Here is a 24525-nt window from a genome sequence, read left to right as displayed (position 1 = left end):
ATGACCGCCCCCTCTGGCCAGCCGACGCTGCTTTACCGTTTGTATTGCAGCCTGACCGCCGTTGCTGCACCTTTGGCTTGGCGCACCGTGCGCAAGAAACTCCTGGCGGCAGATGTCCCGACAATTCGTCAGCATGAAAGGCTCGGCCATGCCAGCCTACCACGCCCCAAGGGCCGATTGATCTGGTTCCACGCTGCAAGTGTGGGGGAAACCCTGTCGGTCATCAGCCTGATCAAACGGCTGGGTGAACGCCTGCCGGATGCCCAGTTCCTGGTGACCTCGGGCACCCCAACTTCGGCGGCGCTGATCGAAAAACGGATGCCACCCCGTACGCGACACCAGTATCCGCCGCTGGACACCGCAGGGCCGGTCCGGCGATTTCTGGATCACTGGCGCCCCGAAGCCGGAGTATTTGTCGAAAGCGAAATCTGGCCACGCCTGATCGTTGACGCGGCTGGACGGGGAATCCCTCTGGCCCTGTTGAATGCCCGCCTGTCAGAGAAATCCGTCGAAGGTTGGAAAAAACGGCCGCAAACCGCACGATTCATTTTGGACAATTTCAGCCTGTTCCTGACCCAGAATGGCAAAACCGCCGCTAATCTGGTGGACATGGGGGCTGTGGCGGACCGCGTGCAACCGGGAACCAACCTCAAAGCGATGTCCGATCCGCTTCCGGTCGATAATTTTGTGTTGGAAGATATTCAGACCCAGATTGCAGGGCGTCCTGTGTGGATCGCCAGCTCGACCCATGCCGGAGAAGAAGAGATTGTTCTGGCCGCCCATGCGAAATTGTTGGAGCGCTGGCCCAACCTTCTGCTGCTGTTGATCCCGCGCCACCCCGAACGCAGGCAGGATGTGGCTGCGCTGTTGAAACAGGCTGTTCAAACTGCCGTATTCCGAACATCCGAAGGGCGTATCGACACCGAAACACAGGTCTATGTTGCCGACACACTGGGCGAGACTGGCACGTGGTACGCGCTTTGCCCGATCGTATTTCTGGGCGGTTCGCTGCATGAGATCGGCGGACATAACCCGTTCGAACCCGCTCAGGCCGGGGCGGCAGTAATAACCGGTCCCGGATACTTCAACTTTGCCGAAACCTTTGCGCCGCTCATCGAGGCCGGCGGCGCGGTTGAGGTGAACTCGGCGCAGGCCCTGGCAGACGCGGTCACGACCTGGCTCAGCGATCAGGACGCGCTGGATACTGCGCGCGATGCCGCAAAATCCTGCGTCAACACGCAGAAATCCGCGCTCGATTCCATTGTCGAGACCCTGTGCGACCGGCTAAATCTGAAGACCACCGGCGTTTAGGGGCAGAGCATCTGCCTGCCCCTTGGGATCACGCCGCTGGCATCCTTTGTTCAACGATTTCGGCCCACCAACTGCATCCTGCAGGGATGGCCTCATCATTGAAGTTGTATTCAGGGTGATGCACTGCAGCGGTGTCCCCATTGCCCACCAGAATATAAGCGCCGGGGCGTTCTTCGAGCATAAAGGCGAAATCCTCGCCGCCCATGATCAGCGGAGCCTGGTCACAATCGCCCGAGACAGACCGCGCCACCTGGGCTGCGAAATCGGTTTGATCATCGCTGTTCACCATTACCGGATATCCCCGGTAATAGGTCACCTCAACAGCTCCTCCGAATGTGGCGGCCACTCCGGTGCAGATCTCGGTCACGCGCTTTTCAGCCATGTCTCGCATGTCCCGGCTCATTGTACGGACCGTACCGCGCAGCTTTACAGTCTGAGGGATCACGTTGAATGCGGTTGAAGAGGTTTCGAACGAGGTCACCGAAACAACCACCTGATCCACCGGGTCAGCGTTTCGCGCCGCGATGGTCTGGAGCGCCAGAACCGCCTGCGCCGCCATCACCGTTGTATCCACGGTTTCATGCGGCTTGGCTGCGTGGCCGCCTTTGCCTTCAAAAACGATGTCGAACTGATCAGTAGCTGCGAAAAATGCGCCAGGACGGATGGCGAAACTGCCCACCGGACGGCCGGGCCAGTTATGCATTCCGTATACTTCCTGAATGCCCCAGCGATCCATCATCCCGTCTTCACACATCTCACGACCACCGCCGCCACCTTCTTCGGCAGGTTGGAAAATGACCACCACTGTCCCGTCAAAATTCCGCGTTTCCGAAAGGTATTTCGCCGCCCCCAACAACATCGCAGTATGACCATCATGGCCGCAGGCGTGCATCGCCCCATCGGTATTCGAGGCATAGTCCAATCCGGTCGCCTCATGGATCGGCAGCGCATCCATATCGGCACGCAAACCGATAACCTTACCGCCCGTGTCCGCCTTGCCCTTGATCACACCCACCACGCCCGTTCGGCCAATTCCGGTTACCACCTCATCGCAGCCGAACTCTTTCAGCTTTTCCGCCACCAGCGCACTGGTGCGATGGGTTTCAAACAGGATCTCTGGATTTTGGTGGATATCACGCCGCCATTCCGTGATTTCACTCTGCAGTTCTGCGAACCGGTTTTTGATCGGCATGTGTATCTCCCAAAATCATCGTTCGTCGCTGTCACCGGGACGCAACGCGCCTGACAACAGGACAATGAAAACAGCCAGCGGCAGCAAGGCCATGAATGCAAGACGCAATGTAAGCATCTCTGCCAGAAACCCAATAAGGGGCGGGCCAATCAACAACCCGCCATACCCTAATGTGGCCACGCTGGCGATGGCTTGACCAGGCGGGACATGCGGATCATTTGCCGCCCTGCTGAACGCAAGCGGCATGATCACTGCATATCCAAGCCCCATCAGTCCAAACCCAACCAGAGCAATCCCGGCATCATAGGCCGATACCACAGCCAGCACCCCCAAAGCGGCGCATACCCCTCCGAAACGGGCCGTCGCGGTTGGTCCGAACCGCGCGATCACGACACCACCCACCAGACGGAACGCGACCATTGTCACCGAAAAGACTGCATATCCCAGCGCTGCGACGCTTTCGGGCGCACCAGTCACATCCCGCAGGAAAATCGCGCTCCAGTCCGCGACGGCCCCTTCACCCAATGCCCCGCACAGGGCAATAAATCCGACAAGTATCAACGCACCCGACGGAAGTGCAAATATCGCCCCGCCCGCGGCCACAACACGGTGCGAATTCCACTGCACACGGGACAGAGCCAGTGTCAGCCCAACTACGATGCCACCGGCCAGTAAAAAGTGCTGTGACACCGTCAGGCCCATCTGTATCGCACCAAATCCGCTCAGCGCTCCCAGACCGGCCCCCAGGCTCCACATCGCGTGAAAAGACGACATAACGGGCCTGTCATAAGCGCGCTCAACCTCTGCTGCCCAGGCGTTCATCGCCACATCCATTGAGCCGTGGAAGGCCCCGAATACGAACAGGAAAAACGCCAATGCCCAAAAGCTTCCGGCAAAGGCCAGCAAGATAAGGGATGCGGTATAAAGAATGGCGATGATCCGTGTGATCACCACAGCCCCGAACCGATCTGTCAGACGTCCGGTAACCGGGAACGAACACACAGCCCCAGCCGCCATGAACAGCAAGCCGTAGCCAAGCGCTTCGTGCGACAGGTCCAGGTGATCCCTGACTGCGGGAATACGCGAGGCCCAGATCCCGAACAAAGCGCCGTTCAAAATGAACATGGCCGCCACGGCCCGCCAAGCGGCCATAATTCCGATCACGTATTTTCCTTTGCTCCGCGCCCGCCCCTGTCAGTTCTACAGCCTAGGGAAGGTTTAGCAAACGCGGATTAGGCCAACCGCTTTCGTATATGCCTGATACCCAGCCAGACACACAGGACAACCGGCAAGGTTGCCGCCGCGGTCAGCATCCCCTTGCTGATCCCGGTGGCGGTCAACGGGTACAACAGATAGCTGGCCAGTGAGACCGCATAATAGCTAATCGCCACCACGGAAAGCCCCTCGACTGTGTGCTGCAACCTCAGGGCCAGATCAGCACGGCGGTCCATACTTTCCAGCAAGGCCTGATTCTGGGCGCTGCGTTCCACATCTACCCGGGTCCGCAGCAACTCACCCCCCCGGATCGCCCGGTCGGACAAGGTCTGCAGCCGACTTTCCGTGGCTTTCACTGTCCGAATTGCGGGCTCATACCTGCGCATCATGAAATCGGCAAAGGACTGACGGCCCTCGAACCTTTCCTCGCGCAATACCTCGATCCGTTGGTTCACGATGGCCTCATAGGCCCCGGTAGCCCCAAAGCGAAATGCGCATCGGGCAGAAAGTGTTTCCAATTCGATGGATGTTGACAGCAGATCCGGCAGTAGTTCGTCAGGATGCGCCGAGTTATCTGTCATCTGCCCCATAAGCCGGGTCAGCTTTCCATCCAGCTCTCCGATTTTCGGCATCAGTTGCTTGATTCGAGCAAAGCCCAACATGGACATGGCTTTGTAGGTTTCGATCTCGCACAGGCGCTGGATGATGCGCCCGGTTCGGCGCTGTCCTGTTCCCTTGGTCACGAAGAGCGCGAACCGCATATGCCCAGCTGGATCAATCCGAAAGTCACTGGCACAAATCGCAGCATCATCCAGCACGCGCGCAACCGCAAGGCTTTCGGGTTCGAACCATTCGGCCAGCGCGGCTTTTACCGCCTCATCATCTGGTCTTTCAGTCACCCGAACCATGGCCGAGGTTATCCTCTGGCCCGGGCTGGCCATCAGCCAATCAGGTGGGAAAGCCTCAAAATCAGCGGGGTTGAAGGCCCGGTCACTGACATTCCGGGTGATCGCCGTATAGGTCACAAATTCCGTGTGCTGCTCCCACTTGAGCCAGTGACGCCCGATCTGACCCGCGTAATGCGTCGCGTCCGGCTGCGGGTGCTGCGCACCGTGTCGGTCCAAAAGATTGACCAGATGGGCAATGTCTTCGCTCCGGTCCCGCGCTACCGCCGCCACGGGTTTCTTGATGGCCAAAAACGCAACGGTGCATGGCGTCGAGGCCACGGGAAACGGGCGCGCATGCAACTCGTTGGCCAGCGAATAGCGCAATGGATGATCGTCGATCGGCGTCATTGAATGCTCCGGCGTTGTCCGGCGCACTATACGACAGTTCAAAAATACATCAATTATCTTTTTATTTCAATAGCTTACATGGATACTACGGTATACAAACCCCTTATGTCATTGATTTGGCTGCCACAGTTCGATTGGGTTGCCCTCAGGGTCGTGAATACGTGCGAATTTTCCAACCTCGCTATCCCATTCCGGATTGGTCTCGACGGCAATGCCTGCGGCTTGCAACTGGGTCGTCATGGCAGACAGATCATCAACCCGAAAATTGATCATCCACTGCTGCTCGGCGCGGCCAAAATAATCGGTGTCCTGCGCAAACGGGGCAAAGACCGTATAGCCTTCGCGCTGCTTCCAGGGGACGGGATCGTAATGATGAACGCCAAGATGGGTCTCGTACCAATCCCGCAACGCTTCCGGATCTCTGGCGCGAAAAAACATGCCACCTATGCCGTTGACCTTTTCCATGGGGCACCTCCTAGTCTCTCTATAATAGCCCAAGGATACCACATTCCGCCCGCCTCATCTGGCCAAAAAAATCTTGGGGGCTTGGAGGCAAAGCCCCCAACATGACAAACAAGAAAAGGGCGCCCGAAGGCGCCCTTTGCATTTTGGTTAAGGCTTTAGATCAATCGATCATTGGCAGCAGCTTGTCCAGCGACTGTTTCGCGTCGCCATAGAACATGCGGGTGTTCTCTTTGAAGAACAGCGGGTTTTCGATACCCGAATACCCCGTACCCTGACCACGTTTGGACACGAACACCTGCTTGGCCTTCCAGCATTCCAGAACCGGCATACCGGCGATCGGGCTGTTGGGGTCTTCCTGTGCTGCAGGGTTCACGATGTCGTTCGAACCTATGACGATGGCAACATCCGTTTCCGGGAAGTCCTCGTTGATCTCGTCCATTTCCAGAACGATGTCATACGGCACCTTGGCCTCGGCCAGCAGAACGTTCATGTGGCCCGGCAAACGACCGGCAACCGGGTGGATCGCAAAGCGCACATTCTTGCCCTGCGCCCGCAGCTTGCGAACCAGTTCGGACACCGATTGCTGTGCCTGCGCCACGGCCATGCCATAGCCCGGAATGATCACCACGCTGTCGGCGTCATTCAGGGCTGCGGCAACACCGTCGGCCTCAATTGCAATCTGCTCGCCTTCGACAGCCATCTGCTCACCTTGCGGACCACCAAAGCCACCCAAGATCACACTGACAAAGTGCCGGTTCATCGCCTTACACATGATGTAGGAGAGGATCGCACCGGACGAGCCCACCAACGCACCGACCACGATCAGCAGGTCGTTGCCCAGCGAAAAGCCGATGGCCGCAGCCGCCCAGCCTGAATAGCTGTTCAGCATCGACACAACCACCGGCATGTCGGCACCGCCGATGCCCATGATCAGGTGATAACCAATAAACAAGGCGGCCAGCGTCATCAGGAACAGGGGCAGGAATCCGCCCGTGGACGTGTACCAGACCAGACAGATCAGCGAGAGCCCCGCCGCAGACGCATTCAGCGCGTGACCACCGGGCAGTTTGGTTGCCGTCGATGTGACCTTGCCAGCCAGCTTGCCATAAGCCACGACCGAACCGGTAAAGGTGATCGCGCCGATGAAGATGCCCAGGAACAGTTCCACGTGCAGGATTGCCAGCTCTGCCGCTGTCTTCTTGGCGATCAGCTTGGCAAACGCGCCCAGGTCGGACAGGTCGACGTCTTTGGCGGCATCAACAACCGCAAAAACTTCGGCGACATTCTTGATTTCAAAATGCGCGTTGAAACCCACGAACACAGCCGCCAAACCAACCAGCGAATGCATCGCAGCCACAAGCTGTGGCATCTCGGTCATCTGGACGCGCTGCGCCACATATTGACCGATCAGACCACCACCTATGATCAGCAGCAGTGACAGCAGCCACAAGCCCGAACCGGGGCCGACCAGCGTAGCGAAAACCGCCAGCGCCATACCGACGATGCCATACCAGACAGCGCGCTTGGCGCTTTCCTGGTTCGAAAGGCCGCCAAGCGAGAGGATGAACAGAACAGCCGCAACAACGTAGGCGGCAGTGGTGAAGCCATAATCCATGTGCCCGGCCTCCTTAAGATTTCTGGAACATGGCAAGCATGCGCCGAGTTACGAGGAAGCCACCGAAGATGTTGATCCCGGCCATGAATACGGACAGAGCCGCCAGCAGAATAACCAGGAACGACCCGGATCCGATCTGCATCACTGCGCCAACGATGATGATCGACGAGATCGCGTTGGTAATCGCCATCAGAGGCGTGTGCAGGCTGTGCGCGACGCCCCAGATCACCTGGAATCCCACGAAGATCGCCAGCACAAAGACGATGAAGTGCTGCATGAAGGTGGCCGGAGCAATCAGACCGATCAACAGCATTAGCGCACCGCCGATACCCAGCAAGGTGAACTGCTGTTTGGTTTGCGCCTTGAAGGCCGCAACTTCCTGCGCCTTTTTCTCCTCCGGGGTCAGCTCCCTGACCTCAGGCTTTTTCTGAGCGGCAATCGCCTGAACTTTCGGCGGCGGTGGCGGGAAGGTGATTTCACCTGCATGCGTCACGGTTGCGCCGCGGATCACGTCGTCTTCCATGTCATGGTTGATCTGACCGTCCTTTTCAGGCGTCAGGTCTGTCATCATGTGACGGATGTTGGTTGCGTAAAGCGACGAAGACTGTGCCGCCATCCGGCTTGGGAAATCGGTATAGCCGATGATGGTCACGCCATTATCGGTCACGATCTTCTCGTCAGCAACGGTCAGCTTGCAGTTGCCGCCTTTTTCCGCCGCAAGGTCCACGATCACCGAACCCGGTTTCATCGCTTGGACCATGTCCTTGGTCCAAAGCTCGGGCGCTTCGCGGTTGGGGATCAACGCGGTGGTGATCACGATGTCCATTTCCGGAGCAAGCTCGCGGAACTTGGCCAGCTGTGCCTCGCGGAATTCATCGGACTGAACACTCGCGTAACCGCCGGTTGCCGCGCCGTCCTGCTGGTCTTCTTCGAAGTCCAGATAGACGAATTCGGCGCCCATGGATTCAACCTGCTCCGCCACTTCGGGGCGTACGTCGAACGCATAGGTGATCGCACCCAGAGAGGTCGAGGTGCCAATGGCGGCCAGACCGGCCACGCCGGCACCTACGATCAGAACCTTGGCAGGCGGTACTTTACCAGCAGCCGTCACCTGACCGGTGAAGAACCGGCCAAAGTTGTTACCCGCTTCGATCACCGCGCGGTAGCCCGCTATGTTGGCCATCGACGACAGAGCGTCCATCTTCTGGGCACGACTGATACGCGGCACCATTTCCATGGCGATCACGTTGGCGCCCTTGGACTTGGCGGCCTCCATGCCCTTTTCATTCCCTGCGGGGTTGAAGAACGAGATCAATGTCTTGCCCTTGGCAAGACGCTTCAGCTCGGTTTCATTTGGCTGACGTACCTTGGCGACGATGTCGGCGGCTTTCCACAGCGCCGCCGCGGTTCCGATAACCTCGACACCCGCCTCTTTATATGTGGAGTCCGAGAACCCGGCCGCAGCGCCGGCCCCTTTCTCGATCAGGCACTCATACCCGAGCTTTTGCAGTTGACGGGCTGAATCCGGAGTCATCGCGACCCGGTTCTCACCGTCAAATGTTTCCTTTGGCGTTCCAATCTTCAACGGCGCGTCCCCCTAATTTTCGGTCAGTTCGCAAGGATAGTTGGCATTCTATCTGAAGAACCAGTTTTAACTGCGCAAGATTATTTCGCAAGCGCAGCATTGTTACGTCGTGTAAAATCCCGTCCACCTCAGATCCAGCGGCGGGTTTGCCTTTCATATCTGGCGAAATCCGTGCGAAAGGCACGGCGCATACGGTTTTCTTCCGGCACAATAAACCTGCGTTCCAAAATCCAGACAAAAACAGGCATCAACACCAAGGACAGCACCGCGTCGAAACGCAGAATCAAGCCGGCCAGAATAAGTACATCGCCAACGTAGATCGGATTGCGGCTGCGCTTGAAGATACCTGTTTGAACCAGACTCGATGGAGTTTCATGCGGCAGGACGGTCGTTCGATGCCGACGAAACTCGGCAATCGCCAGCACGACAAGAACGACGCCGCCCCCGATCAGAAGGCCGCTGAGCAGGTCGGTAAACCCGCTGGCCAGCGACAGACCGAAGGACGCATAGTTCGCCTGCAGCCAGGCGAGAACAGCAAAGGCCACCAACCAAGCGGGCGGAATGTCGAGTTTGCGCTTCATGCTTGTTCCTCTGATCCTGCGGTATGGATGTCGCATTTGTCGGGGTATGTACCGCTTTGCATCCACGAAAGCAAAACCACAGTTGGTCGCATCTGTGCATTTTCGGCCGAACGCGTAGACACGGCAGAACTGATCAGATAGCCCTTTAGTCAGACATTTGTCAGAATTCTGCACAGGACCTCCATGACTGATTTCGCTGCAACCAAAGCCATGTTCGATCTGCCGAATGGAACCATTTATCTGGACGGCAACTCGCTTGGCCCATTGCCACGTGCTGCCGCCGCGCGGGTGAGTGGAATGATGACACACGAATGGGGTCAAATGCTGATCACCGGTTGGAACAAGGCCGGGTGGATGGGGCTTCCGACCGGGCTTGGCGACCGTATCGGGCGGTTGATCGGGGCGGAACCGGGTACCATCGTGACCGGCGATACCCTGTCGATCAAGGTCTATCAGGCTGTTGCCTCGGCGCTGGAGCTTTGCCCCGACCGCAAGGTTGTGCTGTCTGATAACGGCAATTTCCCTTCGGACCTTTATATGGTCGACGGCCTGCTGCGTTCACTCGGATCGGAATACGAATTACGGGTGGTCGCACCCGAGGATGTTGCCGAAAACATCACCAAAGACGTCGCGGTTCTGATGCTGACCGAGGTCGATTACCGGTCTGGCCGGATCCATGACATGAAGGCGCTGACGGAACAGGCCCATGCGAACGGCACAATAACCGTTTGGGATTTGGCCCATTCCGCAGGGGCGATCCCGGTTGAGCTGTCCAGTTGCAAAGCGGATTTTGCCGTTGGCTGCAGCTATAAGTATCTGAACGGAGGCCCTGGCGCGCCGGCGTTCATCTATGTGGCGCCCCGCCATGCCGATCGCGTGCGCCCTGCATTATCCGGGTGGCTGGGCCATGAAGCCCCGTTCACGTTCGATCTGGATTACCGCCCCGGACAGGGTATCGAGCGGATGCGTGTCGGCACACCTCCGATCATCCAGATGACCGCGCTGTCTGCGGCGATGGACATCTGGGACATGGCCAACATCAAAGACGTGCGCGCCAAGTCAATCGAACTGACCGAGCTGTTTATTTCGGGCGTCGAGGCCACCTGCCCTAACCTGAAACTGGCCAGCCCCCGCGACCCTGCGCAGCGTGGCAGTCAGGTCTCATTCCGTTTCGCCGATGGCTATGCCGCAATGCAGGCCTTGATCGCGCGCGGCGTGATCGGTGATTTCCGCGCCCCGGACATCATGCGCTTTGGGTTCACCCCGCTTTATATCGATGAGCAGGATGTAAACGGCGCGGTGGACATTCTGGCCGACATCATGACCAACCGGTTATGGGACGCACCGGAATACAAAGTCAGACAGCGGGTTACCTGATTTCCAACGCTGCACCAATCATGGCGGCAAGGTTCGAGTTCATCCGGTCGAATTCTTGAAAATCCGTCGCGCTGATTTTGTTTCCCCGCAGCGCAGAGGCAATGGTCTCCGCAGTTTCTCTTGCGCCATCAAACAAACGGGCACGATCATTCGACGCTTCTTTCTGTAGCCACCCGGTATATAAAGATTGCAGCCGGGCCTCGCCCTGCGTGATGATATCCGAGGCCAGCGACTTTCCTGCATCTAACAGTTCCATCCCGTGTGGAGAGGACATGATCTGAGCCATACCATCGGTCTGCACGTGGATTGCCTGGCCGATGATCTGCGAAACCGAGCCGTCTGCCTGCAGGGCTTTCGCAACGGCTTCGATCTTCTCCTCATAGTGCAACTCGGTGAGTCTGCGCAGGATCGCCTCTTTGTTGTCGAAATACAGATACAATGCCGGGCGCGAGATCCCCACGCCCTTTGCGATTTCATCCATCGACGTCTTTTTAAAGCCGTAAGCCGCGAATGCCTTACGCGCCGAATCCAGTATGGCAAGGCACTTTGCGTCTAGCACGAAATCTCTCATCTGAACCTTTTGACACTTTTCACTCAATTTGTCAGTTGACACTCTGACACTCACACCCATTTATGTCAGAACGTCACTAAATGCCAAGAGGGAGACGCAGCCATGACGGCCAGCTTAAAGATAAATGGGACGTCATATGAGGTCGATCTACCCGAGGATGTCCCCCTTTTATGGGTTCTGCGCGACGAGATCGGACTGACCGGCACCAAGTTTGGCTGCGGGGTTGCGGCATGCGGCGCCTGTACCGTTCATATAGACGGAGAAGCCGTGCGCTCTTGCCAGGTTGCCTTGTCCGATGTCTGGGGTGACGTCACCACAATCGAAGGTCTGGGCAGCCCGGATGCAATGGCCAAGATACAGCAGGCCTGGGTTGACCATCAGGTTGCGCAATGCGGTTATTGCCAATCGGGTCAGGTCATGCAAGCCGCCGCGCTATTGGCCGAGAACCCCAGCCCCACGGATCAGGACATAGACGATGCGATGCAGGGCAATCTGTGCCGCTGCGGCACCTATCCCCGTATCCGTGCCGCGATCCATGACGCAGCCTCCAGACTGAAGGAGGCATAAGCGATGGCTTCCGTAGGAAAAATTCTTCGCCGCACGTTTCTTATCGGCTCAGCCGCCATTGTTGGCGGCGTCGCGTTTGGCGCCTATTATGTCAGCCGCCCGGCAGCCAACCCGCTGAAGCCGGGCGATGGGGAAACCGCGCTTAGCCCGTTCATCCTGATTGATCAGCAGGGCGTTACCCTGTTCGCGCCACGTGCCGAGATGGGACAGGGCGTAATGACCACTTGGGCAGCCCTGATTGCCGAAGAACTGGACGTCGAATTGGACGATATCCGGGTCCTTCACGGGCCTGCGGCAGCCGCCTATTACAACTCGGCCATTTTGGGTGAGAGCCTGCCAAACAAGGGATATGATATTTCGAATTTCCAGCAGAATCTGGCACAGTCGCTGGGCGTTCTGGGCAAGGTTGTCAGTCTGCAGGTCACAGGCGGCTCGACCTCGATGCGCGATGGGTTCGAACGCATGCGGGAGGCCGGGGCCACAGCCCGGGAAACGCTGAAACAAGCAGCGGCTGATCGTCTGGGCCTGGAGCGTGACCAGTTGAAGACCGAAAACGGCGCCGTGATCGCGCCGGACGGGACGCGCATTCCCTATACCGAACTGGCTGAGGCCGCCGGACAGATCGAACCCATGCAGGTCGAGCTGCGCGATCCCTCAGACTGGCGTTTGCTGGGACAGAACCTGCCGCGTGTCGATGTGGTCGGCAAATCCACGGGCACGGCCGAGTTTGGCATTGACGTGCGCCCCGAAGGTCTGAAATTCGCCTCGGTCCGGATGAACCCGAAACTGGGCGGTGCGATGAACGGCTTTGACGCCAGCGCTGCGGAATCCATGCCCGGCGTAGAGAAGGTGGTCGATCTGGGCAACGGCGTAGCGATTATTGCCAATAACACCTGGCTGGCCATTCAAGCGGTTGAGGCCATAGAGATCGATTGGGCCGACGCCCCCTACCCGCCGGATACTGACGGTATATTCGCAAAAATTGCCGAGGCGTTTGACGACTCGCCAAATTCGACCATGCGTGACGATGGCGATGTTGACACCTTGCCCGAAGGGGCCACCGAAATTACCGCTGAATATCAGGTACCCTATCTGGCGCATACCACGATGGAACCGATGAACGCCACCGCGCTGTTCACTGGTTCCAACCTCGAGCTGTGGTGTGGCAACCAGGCGCCGACCTTCCTTCTGACCCGCGCTGCAAACACGGCGAATTTGGATAAAGAAGCGGTCGAGATTCACACCACCTATCTTGGGGGCGGATTTGGTCGTCGTGGAGAGCTGGATTTCATCGAAATCGCCACCAAAGTCGCCATGGCCATGCCCAATACTCCGGTCCAGACCACCTGGAGCCGCGAGGAGGACATGCGCCATGACTTCTACCGGCCCGGTGCACTGGCGCGGATGCGTGGCGCGGTCAAAGACGGCAAGGCGGTTCTGATCGACGCCAGAGTTGCATCGCAATCCTGCACGCAACAGGCCGTGGAACGCATATCGGGCCTGCCCGGCGCTGGCCCCGACAAGGTCCTGGTCGAAGGTCTTTTTAACCAGCCCTATGCCGTGCCGAACTACCGCGTCAGCGGCCACATCGCCGATCTGGATGTACCTGTCGGGTTCTGGCGTTCGGTCGGCAATAGCCATAACGGGTTCTTCCACGAGACATTCATGGACGAGCTGGCCCTGGCCGCCGGTCGCGACCCGCTGGAGTTCCGTCTTGAGCTGGCCCAAAATGAGCACGCGCCTTCGGCAGCTGTCCTGCAAGCCGTCAAGGAAATGTCAGGTTGGACGGGTGATACGCCTGCCGGTGTTGGTCGTGGCGTGGCAATGACCTATAGCTTTGGCACCCCGGTGGCGCAGGTGATCGAGGTGGTCGATGAGGACGGCACCATTCGCATCGCAAAGGCGTGGATCGCCTGCGATGTGGGGCTGGCGCTGGATCCCGGAACGATCGAGGCGCAGATGTTCGGTGGCATGATCTATGGCCTGTCAGCAGCCGTGATGGGTGAGATCACCTTCGCCGACGGTGAGGTCGAGCAATTTAACTTCCCCGACTATGACGCGCTGCGGATGCATAATGCCCCGGTGACCGAGGTCCGCATTCTGGAAACCAATCGCCATCTGGGTGGTGTGGGTGAACCGGGCACGCCTCCGTCGATGCCAGCACTTGGCAACGCCCTGTTCGACCTTTCCGGCAAGCGCGCACGCAGCTTGCCGTTGATCAATCAATTCAATCTGCTGGTTTGATAGCAAAGCGCCGGTCCCTTCAATCAGGGCCGGCGCAGGGACTCAGGCGGTTTGTTTAACCAATCCCGATCGCACTCCTGCGGACCAGTCGCGTGCCGCATCGCCAAACGCCTCAAAAAGCGGCCGCGAGACAGGGTCATTGACCGCGTCCCATTCCGGGTGCCATTGCACCGACAGGGTGAAACCGGGCGCGTCCTGCACATAAATCGCCTCGGGCGTGCCGTCTGGTGCAGCGCCGTCAATCACAATGCGATGTCCAACAGTTTTGATCCCCTGCCCGTGCAGCGTGTTGGTCATCACCTCGGCAGCGCCCATCAACCGATGAAACACGCCCCCCTCGGTCAGGTTGACCACATGGCGCAGGGCAAATTTTTCTTCCAACGTGCCGTCGGGTGGCATCCGGTGGTTCATTCGCCCCGGCAAATTCCGGATTTCTGGATAAAGTGTTCCGCCCATGGCCACGTTGACCTCCTGAAAGCCGCGGCAGATGCCGAAAAAGGGCTGCCCTCTTTCGACACAGGCCCGCACCAAGGGTAACGTGATCGCATCGCGAGCCCGGTCGAAATCACCGTGCGCTTCGGTTGCGGGTTCGCCATATTCCTCAGGATGTACATTGGGGCGTCCTCCTGTCAGCAGGAAACCATCACAGACCTCAAGCAGTTCCTCGACACAGACATACCGCGGGTCGGCAGGGATCAGCATCGGCAAGCAACCCGAGACATTGGCCACGGCGTCCGAGTTCATCGTGCCGCCGGCATGAGTCGGATATTGATCGTTCATCAAATATGAATTGCCGATGATACCGACGACAGGTCGAGCCATTATTCTTTCCTAGTTCTTTCCGCACGTTCCGGGAAAGGTATCGACAGGGTCACAGGCGCGCAATAGCACATAGCCTGTGTGTCAGCGCAAGTCTCTGTTCACCCCTGCACAACAAGGGGCCTGATCGGACAACCGCCGAATAAGCCCTATTCGCTTTGCGCGCCGCTTGTGCCTCGAAAAGATCGGAGAGCCTTTGCCGGCTCTCCGAGTTCACCAAAGGTCAAACTTCGCCAGTCAGCCCGGCCGCTTCGATCCCGGCCATGGCAGCGATGGCGTCGTTATCCGACGTGTCGCCGGTCACACCGACTGCGCCGATTACGACACCTTTTCGGTCACGCAGCAGAACACCGCCCGGAACCGGCACGACCTGACCGCCATAAACACCGTTTACGGCGGCCATGAAATAGGCCTGCGCCTCGGCGCGTTGCATCTGGGCTGTGCCCGCCATCCCCAGCATGACCGAGCCGTAGGCCTTGCCCTGCGCAATCGCAAAACGACCAGGGGCAGCACCGTCTTCACGCTCAAACGCGATGACGTGGCCACCAGCATCAAGAACGATGACCGAGAGGGGTTTCAGCCCCAACTCGCGCCCTTTTTCAAGGGCTTTGCGGATAAGGGTACGGGCTTTGCGCAAAGAAATTACCATATTCGATCCAGTCATTTCTGTTGGGTTAAAGGCTGGCTTTCATCTCCAGTCGGCGGGCGTGCAGGACAGGTTCGGTATAACCCGAAGGCTGAACACGGCCTTTGAAAACCAAATCACAGGCCGCCTGGAAGGCGATCCCGTCGAAACCGGGAGCCATTGGGCGATACGCCGGATCGCTATCATTCTGCCGATCGACCACTACTGCCATTTTCCGCATCGCGGCCATGACTTGCGCCTCATCGACAGTGCCATGATGCAGCCAGTTGGCCAAGGCCTGAGACGAAATCCGGCAGGTGGCACGGTCTTCCATCAGGCCAACATCATTGATGTCCGGCACTTTCGAACAGCCAACGCCTTGATCGACCCAGCGAACCACATAGCCCAGGATGCCTTGCGCGTTGTTTTCGATCTCACGCGCAATTTCATCATCGCTGAGGTTGCGGCCGCCCAGCAAAGGCACAGTCAGCAGATCGTCCAGCGTACCACGTGCGCCACCGGCAGCCAATTCGTCCTGGCGCTCCAGGACGTTGACCTTATGATAATGTGTTGCGTGCAGTGTCGCGGCAGTCGGCGACGGCACCCAGGCGCAAGTTGCGCCCGATTTCGGGTGACCGATCTTGGCGTCCAGCATGTCACCCATACGGTCGGGCATCGCCCACATGCCTTTGCCAATCTGTGCCTTGCCCTTCAAGCCACATGCCAGACCGATATCAACATTGCGATCTTCATAAGACGCAATCCACGGCGTGTTCTTGATGTCGCCCTTGGGCAGCATTGGTCCTGCCTCCATCGAGGTGTGGATCTCATCCCCCGTCCGGTCCAGAAAGCCGGTGTTGATGAAGGCCACGCGCGATTTGGCGGCCCGGATACATTCCTTGAGGTTCGCCGAGGTGCGGCGCTCTTCATCCATAATACCGAGCTTTACGGTGTTGCGCGGCAGGCCGAGGATGTCTTCAACCATATCGAAAATTTCGACGGCAAAGGCAACCTCTTCAGGTCCGTGCATCTTGGGCTTTACCACGTAGACCGAACCAGTGACCGAGTTGCCGCCATCGCGCTGCAGGTCGTGCATCGCAATCAGAGTGGTGCACAGCGCGTCCATCAGACCTTCGCCGATCTCGCGCCCTTCGGCATCCAGAACGGCGGGGTTGGTCATCAGGTGCCCCACATTGCGGACCAGCATCAGCGACCGGCCCTTAAGAACACCAGCGCCACCGTCCGCCGCGGTAAAGGTCAGGTCATCGGACAGTTTGCGTGTAAAAGTCGTGCCGCCTTTGCTGACCTCTTCGGTCAGATCACCCTTCATCAGGCCCAGCCAGTTGCCATAGGCAACCACCTTGTCCTCGGCATCCACACAGGCGACTGAATCTTCGCAGTCCATGATCGTCGACAGCGCCGATTCAAGATGCACGTCAGCAATACCGGCCAGGTCGGTGGCGCCAATGGTGCTGGAAGCGTCAATCACGATTTTGACATGCAAACCGTTGTTCTTCAGCAGAACAAAGTCCGGGTTTTCAGCGGCACCGCCAAAACCCACAAACTGCGCTGCATCTGCCAGCGCAGGCACCAGAACCCCATTTTCAACGCGCAGTTCTGACATTTCAGCCCACGATCCGCTGGCCAGCGGGGCGGCATCGTCCAGAAACGCTTTGGCCCAAGCAATCACACGTGCTCCGCGCGCATCATCATAACTACCACCGACGGGAAGATCGCCCATCGCATCGGTGCCATAAAGCGCGTCATACAAGCTGCCCCAGCGCGCATTGGCAGCGTTCAGTGCAAAACGCGCATTGGTAATAGGAACCACCAGCTGAGGACCGGGAATCAACGCGATCTCGGGATCGACATTGTCGGTTTCGATCTGAAAATCCCCGCCTTCAGCCACCAAGTAGCCGATCTCGCGCAGGAAATCCTGATAGGCGACAGCATTATGCGGCTGGCCATTGTTTTCCAGATGCCAGGCATCGATGCGCGCTTGGATATCGGCCCGCTTTGCCAAAAGTGTACGGTTCTTTGGACCCAACTCGTGAACCATTTGCGCAAGCCCGTTCCAGAAGGTGTCAGCCGCAACGCCTGTTCCAAACAGAGCATGCCCTTCTATGAATTCGGTCAGAATCCCGTCGACCTTGAGTCCGCTCCGCATCTGTCTGCTGCTCATGCCACATTCCCTCGTATGTACGCCGTTGTATACAGGCCCCAATTAGGGCGGATATTTCCGATAGGCAACATGTCTTGGTCAGTTTGGGTCTTTGGTCGTCAGGCCACTTCGACATCGACAGATGCTTATCGCCTATTGAGCAAGCTTACTTGCACCGCTTGCAGCCCATCGCAGCAACCCATAACGTCGCGCCTGATACCAACCCATTCGAGGCCACCGATGCGCGACGCAGCCCCCACGACGATCTATCTGAAAGACTACACACCGTTTGGTTATCTGGTGGACAGCGTACATCTGACCTTTGATCTGGCCCCAAATGCGACCCGAGTGACTTCGCGCATCGCCTTCCGGCCCAATCCTGATGCCTTAGACCGTCAGTTTTTCCTGCATGGTGAGCAACTGAAACTGATCCGTGCTACTGTTGACGGGGTTGAGATCACTCCAGACGTCACAGAGACCGGCCTGACAGCGGTTGTCCCCGACGCGGCATTTGTCTGGGAAGCCGAAGTCGAAATCGACCCAGGCAACAACACTGCGCTTGAGGGGCTCTACATGTCGAACGGCATGTATTGCACCCAATGCGAGGCCGAGGGGTTTCGCAAGATCACCTTCTATCCCGACCGGCCCGACGTGATGTCGATCTTCACCGTACGCATTAACGGCGCGTTGCCGGTTCTGCTGTCGAACGGCAACCCGACCGGCAAGGGGGATGGCTGGGCCGAATGGAATGACCCCTGGCCCAAACCCGCCTATCTGTTCGCCCTTGTCGCAGGCGACCTGATTACACATCCCGGTCAGTTCACAACCAAATCGGGCCGCGAGGTTGAACTGAACCTGTGGGTGCGCCCGGGCGATGAGGGAAAATGCGCCTTCGGTATGGAGGCGCTGAAGAAGTCGATGAAATGGGACGAGGACGTCTATGGCCGCGAATATGACCTGGATGTCTTTAACATCGTCGCCGTCGATGATTTCAACATGGGGGCGATGGAAAACAAGGGTCTGAACATTTTCAACTCGTCCGCCGTGCTGGCCAGCCCTGAGACATCCACCGATATGAATTTCGAACGGATCGAGGCGATCATCGCGCATGAGTATTTCCACAACTGGACTGGCAACCGCATCACCTGCCGCGACTGGTTTCAGCTGTGCTTGAAAGAAGGTCTGACGGTGTACCGCGATGCGCAGTTCACCTCGGACATGCGCTCGGCCCCGGTCAAACGTATCCACGATGCCATCGACCTGCGGGCGCGCCAATTCGCCGAGGATAACGGCCCGCTTTCACATCCGGTAAGGCCAGAGAGCTTTCAGGAGATCAACAACTTCTACACCGCGACGGTCTACGAAAAAGGCGCCGAGGTGATCGGCATGCTGAAACGTCTGGTAGGTGACGAGGCCTATGCGCAGGCGCTGGAGCTGTATTTTGATCGGCATGACGGTCAGGCCTGCACCATCGAGGACTGGATCAAGGTGTTTGAAGACACCACAGGTCGCGACCTGACCCAGTTCAAACGCTGGTACAGCCAGTCTGGCACCCCGCGCGTATCGGTGACCGAAGAATGGACTGATGGCATCTACACCTTGACGCTGAGACAGCGCACCGACCCGACCCCCGGACAGTCAGAAAAACTGCCGCAGGTTATCCCCGTTGCGGTCGGGCTGATCGGCGCGAACGGGGATGAAACCATGCCCACAACCATTCTGGAGTTCACGCAGGAAACCCAAAGCTTTGCTTTCGTATACACAGTAGAAGGCTGGCGCTTGCAGGGTTGCGAAGGACCGGAACGCGTGTCCGGTGCCAATCCGCCCAAACCCACGGCCTCAATCCTGCGCGATTTCTCGGCCCCTGTGATTCTGGAACATGACCAGAGCAGCGCTGAGCGGGCCTTTTTGCTGGCTCATGACAGCGACCCGTTCAACCGCTGGCAAGCAGGGCGATCTTTAGCCGAAGACACGCTGATCAAGATGATCTTGACGGATGCGGCACCGGAAACGGATTATCTCGATGGCATCCTCGCCGTATTGCGCGACAGCGATCTTGACCCGTCTTATCGCGCCTTGATGCTGGGGTTGCCGTCCCAATCTGAACTTGCTGCGATGATGCATGAACAGGGTGTCACGCCCGACCCGATGGCCATTTGGACCGCTGTTGAAACGCTGCGGCAGGTAACGGCCCAGCACGTTCAGGATCTGCTGCCCCGCCTGCACAGCGAAACCAGCATCGAAGCAGCCTTTAGCCCGGACGCAGAACAAGCCGGCCAGCGGGCTCTGGGTGGGGCCGCATTGGCGTTGACCTCACGGTTGGACGGGGGTGCAAAAGCGGCCGAGGATTATCAGCGCGCCGATAACATGACCCTTCAGCTTTCGGCTTTGTCCTGCCTGTTGCGTGCGGGCAAAGGCGAACAGGAACTGAACGCGTTTTATGACCGGTGGCAAGATGACCGGCTGGTGATGGACAAATGGTTCGGCCTGCAGGTGGCGATGTCAGCCCCGGCAGAGACAGCAGATATCGTAAGCCACCTGACCGGGCACCCGGATTTCAACTGGAAGAACCCGAACCGTTTCCGGGCTGTTCTGGGGGCGTTGGCGACGAATCACGCGGGTTTCCACCGTGCTGATGGAGCTGGTTATTCTCTGCTGGCGGACTGGCTGATCAAACTGGATCCGGTCAATCCGCAGACCACGGCGCGGATGTGTTCGGCATTCCAGACGTGGAAGCGGTATGACGCAGATCGCCAGGCCCTTATCCGCACCCAGCTGACCCGCATCGCCGAAACGCCAGACCTTTCACGGGACACGACCGAAATGGTGACGCGCATCCTGAACGCATGACCCCCTATTCCTATACACGGCATAACAGGTCACCGCAGGTCATCGCCATTCTGCTGTCGGTCTATTCCGCGCTGGCTGTGTTGGTCATCGCCTTTGATGCCGTCTGGTGGCTGATTGGCCTGCTGGCCCTGTTCACCCTGCCCGCATTATGGGACTTTGCACAAAACACCCGTTCGGGGCTCCGGCTGGATCAGGATGGGCTGCGGTGGTTCTCGGGGCGGCGCGAGGCTGGCGTAAGATTGAGCGAAATCGACCATGTGCGCCTGGATACACGCTGGGATTTCTCGGTGCGCATGTCGCTGGTGCTGACCTCGGAAAAGCGGATTCGCCTGCCTGATGAGTCGACCCCTCCGCATAAGGAACTCGAGTCCCGCCTGAAAGAGGCTGGCCTAAAGGTTGAACGGCATCATTTCGGCCCATTTTGAAACGATCCCGAGCCTCAGGGCGCATTGACCGAAACAAAGCGACAATAAGACGGTTGTAGCTTGAATTTGAGCCAAATAGAGGCCAGTCTCTAAAGCTAGGTTACGATTTTTTTTTGTTTCGAGTGTAAGCATGTTCCGGTTTCTGATGGCCCAAAAGGCCCGCGTTCCACATCCATCCTTGAAAATTGCGTCAGATTTCGACGCCGCCGATGCAGTGCTGGCCGCTGCTCTGCCAGATCAGGGTTCGGTAAATATCCCCGTCGCAAATGTCTCGGCCGATGAACTGATCGGTCAGGACGTCATAGAGCTTGGCCGCGATCTGGCCCGTCAGGATCGGTGGGCAGACCTTTCTGCAAAGATGCGTGCCGCCGATGACGCGCGCGAAACTGCGCCCGATGGGATGCCAATCGCGGATTTGCTGGCATTCGGCGCTCGGTCCGATGTAGTGCTGGCGGTCGAACACGCTCTTTCCGATTATCGGGCATTGTCAGACTATGATCTTCTTGGCGGAATTTCTGAGCTAGAGGATGAAATGCGGGCGCATGAGGATGATCCGATGATCGCCCTTGTTGTGGCTATGGCGCATATTGACCTGGCCTGGGCGTGGCGCGGCACTGCGACAAACGCAGTTCTCCCCCCCTTGCACCGGTCTCGCTGCACCGCCCATTTCGACCGCGCGGCCGATATCCTGCCAAAATGCCGCGAAGCCGCACCCAACAATGCGCTGGTTGCAGCTGTTGGCTGTGCTCTGCTGGCAGGTCAGCGCAAGTCCAATCTGCGCGTGGCTGATCAGTATGAACAATTGATTACGTTGGACCCGCATAACCAACGCCATATGCGTGCAATGGGCACTCATCTGCTGCCACGCTGGTTCGGCAGCTATGAAGAGCTTGAGGTTCAGGCCCTGCGCAATGCAGCCCGTACCCATGACCTTTGGGGCGCCGGTGGCTACACGTGGGTCCAGTTTGATGCCATCGCCCTGGACGACGAAGCCTGCGCACGGCTGGATATCGAATATTTCCTGCAGGGTTTGCACGATATTCTGCGCAACCGCCCCGATCAGCAGATGGTCAATATGCTGGCTGCCTATTGTGCGATAACCATCCAGAACGGCCTTGGGGGGAATGAAAAGGCCGACGCGGTGCGCGCTCAGATCCACGACGCGGCCAACTGGCTGATCCGTGATCACCTGACCGAACTGCATCCGCTGATCTGGGCCCATGCGGCACAAGGGTTCAATAACTCGGTCCGCATCAACTCGCCCGAACGGTTTGCAGCCCGCGGGCACCGCGATGCGTTGCGGGCAATCGGTGACCTGTTTCGTGAGGAACTGCGCAGTGGCATGGATGTGACCTTTACTCCGACAGGGTTGCACCTGTCCGGACACTGATTCCCCCTTGCCCCTTTGGCGCGCCGGGCCTAATACGCAGGCTTAGACTTCTGCGGAAATGAGGCGCGCCATGCTCGACCTGACATACGAAATGCCTAAGCCCAAAACCATTGCCGGGGCCAAGCACGATTGGGAACTGGTAATCGGGATGGAGGTGCATGCGCAGGTCTCGTCCAATGCCAAGCTGTTCTCTGGCGCGTCGACCCAATTCGGGGCCGAGCCGAACTCGAACGTGGCCTTTGTGGACGCGGCAATGCCGGGGATGCTGCCGGTGATCAACGAATATTGCGTCGAACAGGCCGTGCGCACTGGGTTGGGCCTGAAAGCCGATATCAACCTGAAATCGGCTTTTGACCGCAAGAATTATTTCTACCCCGACCTTCCGCAGGGTTATCAGATTTCCCAGCTTTATCAGCCTATTGTCGGCGAAGGTGAAGTTTTGGTCGAGATGGGCGACGGCACCGCGCGCATGGTGCGGATCGAACGCATCCACATGGAACAGGACGCGGGCAAGTCGATCCACGACATGGACCCGCATATGTCCTTCGTCGACCTGAACCGAACCGGTGTTTGCCTGATGGAGATCGTCAGCCGCCCCGACATTCGCGGCCCGGAAGAGGCCGCCGCCTATATCGCCAAGTTGCGTCAGATCCTGCGCTATCTGGGCACCTGTGACGGCAACATGCAGAACGGCAATTTGCGGGCAGACGTGAACGTCTCGATCTGTTTGCCGGGGGCCTATGAAAAGTATCAGGAAACACAGGATTTCTCGCATCTGGGCACCCGTTGTGAGATCAAGAACATGAACTCGATGCGCTTCATCCAGCAAGCCATTGAGGTCGAAGCCCGCCGCCAGATCGCGATCGTCGAAGGTGGTGGCAAGGTCGATCAGGAAACCCGCCTGTATGACCCGGACAAGGGCGAGACGCGTTCGATGCGGTCCAAGGAAGAAGCGCATGACTATCGCTACTTCCCTGACCCTGACCTGCTGCCGCTAGAGATCGAGCAGGCCTGGGTTGACGACATCGCCGCCAACCTGCCCGAGCTGCCTGACGATAAAAAAGCGCGTTTTATCAGCACGTTCGGACTGACGGACTATGACGCATCGGTGCTGACTGCTGATGTTGAATCGGCTGCCTATTTCGAAGAGGTCGCGCAGGGTCGCAATGGCAAACTGGCTGCAAACTGGGTCATTAACGAACTGTTTGGCCGCCTGAAAAAGGAAGATCACGAGATCACCGACTCGCCGGTTTCACCTGCACAGCTTGGCGGCATCATCGACCTGATTTCCTCGGACGCGATCTCGGGCAAGATCGCCAAGGACCTGTTCGAAATCGTCTATACCGAAGGCGGAGATCCGGCGCAGATCGTCGAAGACCGCGGCATGAAGCAGGTGACGGACACGGGCGCGATCGAGGCCGCTTTGGACGAGATCATAGCCGCCAATCCGGCACAGGTCGAGAAGGCCAAGGTAAACCCGAAACTGGCCGGTTGGTTCGTTGGTCAGGTAATGAAGGCGACTGGCGGCAAGGCCAATCCCAAGGCCGTCAACGAGCTGATTGCCAAGAAACTGGGATCGTAGATCTTTCGGTTTTACTGATTTCGGCGGCGGGACTTTAGCCTTTGAGCAAAGTCCCGCCGCTTGTCATTTGTGGCACCAGACCCGCACCAGCAGATGTGCCGGAATTCGCCCGCCGCGCTATGATGACTTTCCCATTGTGATCAACCTGCTAGATTACCCGGAACTTACAGGTAGGAATTCCGATGCCCCGCTACGAATACAAAGTTGTCCCTTCCCCCCAAAAGTCTGCCAAGACCAAGGGTGAAAAGTCAGCCGAGGGACGTTTCGCTGCTTCTATTGAACAAGTGCTAAACCAGATGGGGCAGGATGGCTGGGAATATCAACGCGCCGAGTTGTTGCCCAGCGAGGAACGCTCCGGCCTGACCGGCAGCACCGTGAACTGGCGCAATGTGCTGATATTTCGCCGTGAAATTGATTTGCCTGTTGCCCCGACACCTGGCCCGACCGAAACGAAGGATGGCGTTGCTCTTGCTCAACCTGTTCCTGGTCCCGATACCGTTCAGGCCCCGGCCCCCATTGCAGAACAGGCCAAAGAGCCGCCTTTGTCGCTGAAAGGTGCTGAAACAGAAAAATCGGAAGACGAAACTGCAGAGACTGAAGGTCAAAAAACCTCATTGCCCTAACCGGGCCTGTCAAAAAAAACGGCTGTCAGGAG

The 24525-nt window shown here is 58.1% G+C and carries 20 protein-coding genes; 9 read left to right on the top strand and 11 right to left on the bottom strand.

Annotated features, from left to right (window positions below; genetic code table 11):
* Window positions 1-1311 carry a 3-deoxy-D-manno-octulosonic acid transferase gene (locus tag AC2FIC_RS01545; protein ID WP_496690865.1) on the top strand — a complete coding sequence of 437 codons (1311 nt, stop codon included), beginning with the start codon at window positions 1-3 and terminating at the stop codon, window positions 1309-1311.
* Window positions 1312-1339: 28 nt separating this feature from the next.
* Here AC2FIC_RS01545 and AC2FIC_RS01540 read toward each other — a convergent pair whose 3' ends face one another.
* The 7 genes from AC2FIC_RS01540 to AC2FIC_RS01510 form a co-directional block, all read right to left on the bottom strand.
* A complete protein-coding gene (locus tag AC2FIC_RS01540; protein ID WP_496690866.1) occupies window positions 1340-2503 on the bottom strand; it encodes a M20 aminoacylase family protein in 1164 nt (387 codons plus the stop codon).
* A gap of 15 nt (window positions 2504-2518) precedes the next feature.
* On the bottom strand, window positions 2519-3667 hold the full coding sequence (locus tag AC2FIC_RS01535) for an MFS transporter (protein ID WP_496690867.1): 1149 nt from the start codon (window positions 3665-3667) through the stop codon (window positions 2519-2521).
* Window positions 3668-3735: 68 nt separating this feature from the next.
* The gene (locus tag AC2FIC_RS01530) at window positions 3736-5013 is read right to left on the bottom strand and encodes a DUF3422 family protein (protein ID WP_142634941.1); all 1278 of its coding nucleotides are present in this window, start codon (window positions 5011-5013) and stop codon (window positions 3736-3738) included.
* Window positions 5014-5121: 108 nt separating this feature from the next.
* Window positions 5122-5478, bottom strand: coding sequence for a VOC family protein (locus AC2FIC_RS01525; RefSeq protein WP_496689734.1), 357 nt, complete (start codon window positions 5476-5478; stop codon window positions 5122-5124).
* A 160-nt stretch (window positions 5479-5638) separates the two neighbouring features.
* Window positions 5639-7093 carry an NAD(P)(+) transhydrogenase (Re/Si-specific) subunit beta gene (locus AC2FIC_RS01520; RefSeq protein ID WP_496690868.1) on the bottom strand — a complete coding sequence of 485 codons (1455 nt, stop codon included), beginning with the start codon at window positions 7091-7093 and terminating at the stop codon, window positions 5639-5641.
* A gap of 13 nt (window positions 7094-7106) precedes the next feature.
* Window positions 7107-8678 (bottom strand): Re/Si-specific NAD(P)(+) transhydrogenase subunit alpha, encoded by a 1572-nt coding sequence (locus AC2FIC_RS01515; RefSeq protein WP_496690869.1) that lies wholly within the window; start codon window positions 8676-8678, stop codon window positions 7107-7109.
* Window positions 8679-8806: 128 nt separating this feature from the next.
* Window positions 8807-9259 carry a methyltransferase family protein gene (locus tag AC2FIC_RS01510; RefSeq protein WP_142634949.1) on the bottom strand — a complete coding sequence of 151 codons (453 nt, stop codon included), beginning with the start codon at window positions 9257-9259 and terminating at the stop codon, window positions 8807-8809.
* Window positions 9260-9442: 183 nt separating this feature from the next.
* Between AC2FIC_RS01510 and kynU the strand changes: the two genes are divergently transcribed.
* Window positions 9443-10636: a kynureninase gene (kynU, locus tag AC2FIC_RS01505; RefSeq protein WP_496690870.1), complete on the top strand. Its 1194-nt coding sequence runs from the start codon at window positions 9443-9445 to the stop codon at window positions 10634-10636.
* Here kynU and AC2FIC_RS01500 read toward each other — a convergent pair.
* On the bottom strand, window positions 10629-11207 hold the full coding sequence (locus tag AC2FIC_RS01500; RefSeq protein WP_142634953.1) for a TetR/AcrR family transcriptional regulator: 579 nt from the start codon (window positions 11205-11207) through the stop codon (window positions 10629-10631). The genes kynU and AC2FIC_RS01500 overlap by 8 nt on opposite strands.
* Window positions 11208-11309: 102 nt before the next feature.
* On the opposite strand from AC2FIC_RS01500, the gene AC2FIC_RS01495 reads away from it, so the two are divergent.
* Both AC2FIC_RS01495 and AC2FIC_RS01490 read left to right on the top strand, forming a co-directional pair.
* Entirely contained in the window at window positions 11310-11774 is a 465-nt protein-coding gene (locus AC2FIC_RS01495; RefSeq protein ID WP_496690871.1) for a (2Fe-2S)-binding protein, read from the top strand.
* Between the two features lie 3 nt (window positions 11775-11777).
* Window positions 11778-14018, top strand: coding sequence for a xanthine dehydrogenase family protein molybdopterin-binding subunit (locus AC2FIC_RS01490; RefSeq protein WP_496690872.1), 2241 nt, complete (start codon window positions 11778-11780; stop codon window positions 14016-14018).
* 42 nt (window positions 14019-14060) lie between these two features.
* Here AC2FIC_RS01490 and AC2FIC_RS01485 read toward each other — a convergent pair whose 3' ends face one another.
* From AC2FIC_RS01485 to AC2FIC_RS01475, 3 genes are all read right to left on the bottom strand, one after another.
* Window positions 14061-14840 (bottom strand): gamma-glutamyl-gamma-aminobutyrate hydrolase family protein, encoded by a 780-nt coding sequence (locus tag AC2FIC_RS01485; protein WP_496690873.1) that lies wholly within the window; start codon window positions 14838-14840, stop codon window positions 14061-14063.
* A 220-nt stretch (window positions 14841-15060) separates the two neighbouring features.
* Complete coding sequence (locus AC2FIC_RS01480) at window positions 15061-15486, bottom strand: GlcG/HbpS family heme-binding protein (RefSeq protein WP_496691040.1); 426 nt, start codon at window positions 15484-15486, stop codon at window positions 15061-15063.
* Between the two features lie 25 nt (window positions 15487-15511).
* The gene (locus AC2FIC_RS01475; protein ID WP_281972788.1) at window positions 15512-17644 is read right to left on the bottom strand and encodes a malate synthase G; all 2133 of its coding nucleotides are present in this window, start codon (window positions 17642-17644) and stop codon (window positions 15512-15514) included.
* Window positions 17645-17863: 219 nt separating this feature from the next.
* Here AC2FIC_RS01475 and pepN point away from each other — a divergent pair, with 219 nt between their 5' ends.
* From pepN to AC2FIC_RS01450, 5 genes are all read left to right on the top strand, one after another.
* Complete coding sequence (gene pepN, locus AC2FIC_RS01470; RefSeq protein ID WP_496690874.1) at window positions 17864-20473, top strand: aminopeptidase N; 2610 nt, start codon at window positions 17864-17866, stop codon at window positions 20471-20473.
* Complete coding sequence (locus tag AC2FIC_RS01465) at window positions 20470-20898, top strand: hypothetical protein (protein WP_496690875.1); 429 nt, start codon at window positions 20470-20472, stop codon at window positions 20896-20898. The genes pepN and AC2FIC_RS01465 overlap by 4 nt, the downstream gene beginning before the upstream one ends.
* A gap of 130 nt (window positions 20899-21028) precedes the next feature.
* Window positions 21029-22288, top strand: coding sequence for a hypothetical protein (locus AC2FIC_RS01460; protein WP_142634967.1), 1260 nt, complete (start codon window positions 21029-21031; stop codon window positions 22286-22288).
* Window positions 22289-22358: 70 nt separating this feature from the next.
* Complete coding sequence (gatB, locus tag AC2FIC_RS01455; protein ID WP_271950243.1) at window positions 22359-23870, top strand: Asp-tRNA(Asn)/Glu-tRNA(Gln) amidotransferase subunit GatB; 1512 nt, start codon at window positions 22359-22361, stop codon at window positions 23868-23870.
* A 182-nt stretch (window positions 23871-24052) separates the two neighbouring features.
* On the top strand, window positions 24053-24493 hold the full coding sequence (locus AC2FIC_RS01450; RefSeq protein ID WP_496690876.1) for a DUF4177 domain-containing protein: 441 nt from the start codon (window positions 24053-24055) through the stop codon (window positions 24491-24493).
* Window positions 24494-24525 lie beyond the last annotated feature (32 nt).

It is taken from the genome of Ruegeria sp. CDSC079 (genome assembly GCF_059610505.1).
The sequence above is the reverse complement of the archived record's forward strand: the minus strand, read 5'-3'. Positions and strand labels throughout refer to the sequence as shown.